Below are 2,548 nucleotides of genomic sequence, written 5' to 3'. Positions count from 1 at the left end.
TTGGTAGCGGTACCAATATGGCGGGCCGTCCAGCGCAGGTTAGTTCGGCTATCGTTGACGCCCCTGCCCGCGATATCACCATATGCGCCCAGCCAAGTCGTTCAGGCAGGTCAGGCAAATAGGTCGCGAGTTCGGCCGGAATGTCGCGGGCGGCATATGCTGCGCGCACAGCCTCAATGTCTTCGGCGCGGCACTGCTGCGTTACCTGCAACCGACGCCGCAAGTTTAGCGGCAGTTGGGAAAGGCCATCGGGCACAACGTCAGAAAGCACGGTTGCGCCTTGGCTTCCGCCCGTCACAAGCACGCGGAAAATATCCGCGTCCAAAAGCGGGGGATAGGGTTTGTCGCGCAGGGCAAGCACCTCTTCGCGGATTGGGTTGCCGACAAGATGCACCTTGCCAGTGTAGCGCGGCGACAGACGCAGCACTTCGGGATAGGATGTGGCAATGGCATTCACGTGCCGCGCGGTGAAGCGATTAACACGGCCAAGCACGGCATTTTGTTCGTGAATAATCGCCGGGATCTTCTCGGCAAAGGCCCCCAGAAGTGCAGGAAACGCCGGATAACCGCCAAAGCCAACCACAGCGCTTGGTTCAAAATTTTCGTATAAGCGGCGCGCCATCTTGCGGCCTTGGGCAATCGCCAGGATCCCCGGAAGCCAACTGCTGGGTTTTGTGGTGATCCGGCCAGCGGGCAGCAAATGGGTTGCCATCTTATCTGGGCAGCCCGGAATTTTTGCGCCACGCGCATCGGTGATTAAAGCTACATGATGGCCGCGGTTTATCAGTTCTTGCCCCAAGGCAAAGGCAGGGATCAGATGCCCCCCGGTTCCGCCGGCGGCCAAGACATAATGCCGAGATATGGTCATGGCCATTGTCCCTTCACCATATACAGCGACCGGTCAAGATACGGGTTTCGCTTCGTCAGTGCGAGTATGAGACCGCATGTCATCGAAAGCGCAACTATGGATGATCCGCCATAGCTAATGAAGGGCAAAGTCATGCCCTTAGAGGGAAAGACGCCTAGGTTAACCGCAATGTTAATCATCGCCTGCCCGCAAAACTGCGCGCCCAGCCCCGTAACCGCCAGCACTACAAACTGGTCCTTTTCATCCAGCAAGCGAATGATGATGCGCACCAGTATGGCAAAGTACAGTATGGCGATGACCATGCAGGCAAGCAGACCGAATTCTTCGCCTATCACGGAGAAGATGTAGTCGGTATGCCCCTCAGGCAACGAATATTTTTTGACCCCAAGTCCCGGGCCGAGGCCAATAAAGCCGCCATTGATCAATGTCGCCAGCGCCATCTTGTCATGGGTTAGGCCCTCAGTTCCAAAAATCCAGGCATCGATGCGCTGCGTTGCAACCGGGTAATAATTATAGGCCAGCACGATGAAGATGATGCCGCTGATGATAAGGCCCCAGAGACGGCTTGCAGGAACGCCAGCGACCATCATCAATGCAAACCATGTGCCCATGAACAATATCGTCTGGCCAAGGTCGGGTTGCATCAAAAGGAAGATACAGACAGCAGCGGTAACAATGCTGCTGATAATCAGGACTGGCAGAGTCGGGTCTTTCAACCGCCAGCTGATAATCCATGCCATCGTAACGGCGTAAAAGGGCTTTAGGAATTCCGATGGCTGAAGCCCCGCAAAACCCGGGCCAATCCAGCGGCGCGATCCATTCACCTCGCGCCCTAATACGGGCACAAGCACAAGCAGCACGAACACAATACAGAAACCATAAACGGCAATGCGTCGGGCCTTTTCGCGCGGACACATCGAGATAAACAGCATGATTGGCACGCCAACCATCACCCACATCAGCTGCCGATAAAAGAAATACAGCGAGGATAATTGCGATGTCGAAGCCGACAGCCGCTGCGCACCGGCGGGCGATGCCGCCGCAACCGCAAGCAAGCCAATCGCAATCAATACCATCATCAGCGACAACAATACCCGGTCAAGTTCCCAGAACCAGACGCCCAGCGGCGAACGGTCACCACGGCCCAAACGGTTGGCAAAGCCGATCTTGCCCGTCTTTGCCGCCAATACCCAAGGAACATCTTTGCCGTCGCTCATAACGCTTCCACAATTGCGCGGAATGCATCGCCGCGCGCTTCGAAATCCTTGAACTGGTCAAAGGACGCGCATGCAGGTGAGAGCATGATAACGTCACCGGGTTGCGCCTGTGCCGCCGCCGAGTGCACTGCAGTGCCCATCATCTCACTGCGTTCTACTGGCAAATGCGGGGACAGCAGTTCGTGAAACAGCGGCCCAGCCTCTCCAATGGTGTAAGCCTTTACAACATGGCCAAAATTGGGAATGCATTCATCAAGATTCTCTGTTTTGGGCAAGCCGCCGACGATCCAGTGCACACGCGGATATGCCGCCAGCGCAGGCGCGGTGGACGCACCGTTGGTCGCCTTGCTGTCGTTGATGAACAATACGCCGTTCCGTTCGGCAACAACCTCCATGCGGTGGGCAAGCCCCTTAAAGGTCCGCATAGCAGGCCGCCATTGCGCTTCGGTCACGCCAAGCGATT

General features: G+C 56.5%; 3 protein-coding genes. All 3 read right to left on the bottom strand.

The features are described 5' to 3' along the window. A partial coding sequence (locus ACIQ2T_RS13140) for a UDP-N-acetylglucosamine--N-acetylmuramyl-(pentapeptide) pyrophosphoryl-undecaprenol N-acetylglucosamine transferase (protein ID WP_397591195.1) occupies positions 1-868 on the bottom strand: 868 nt, incomplete at its 3' end. Continuing rightward, a complete protein-coding gene (locus ACIQ2T_RS13135; RefSeq protein WP_397591194.1) occupies positions 865-2,085 on the bottom strand; it encodes an FtsW/RodA/SpoVE family cell cycle protein in 1,221 nt (406 codons plus the stop codon). The genes ACIQ2T_RS13135 and ACIQ2T_RS13140, both read right to left, overlap by 4 nt. Continuing rightward, positions 2,082-2,548: glutamate ligase domain-containing protein (locus ACIQ2T_RS13130; protein WP_397591193.1), on the bottom strand; the 467-nt coding region annotated here is incomplete at its 5' end. The genes ACIQ2T_RS13130 and ACIQ2T_RS13135, both read right to left, overlap by 4 nt.

This window comes from Sphingorhabdus sp. (assembly GCF_044357595.1).
GTDB lineage: Bacteria > Pseudomonadota > Alphaproteobacteria > Sphingomonadales > Sphingomonadaceae > Sphingorhabdus_B.
The sequence above is the reverse complement of the archived record's forward strand: the minus strand, read 5'-3'. Positions and strand labels throughout refer to the sequence as shown.

Coding starts and splice junctions, on each gene's coding strand:
- ACIQ2T_RS13135 (WP_397591194.1), bottom strand. CDS start 2,085: ATGAGCGACGGCAAAGATGTTCCTTGGGTATTGGCGGCAAAGACGGGC.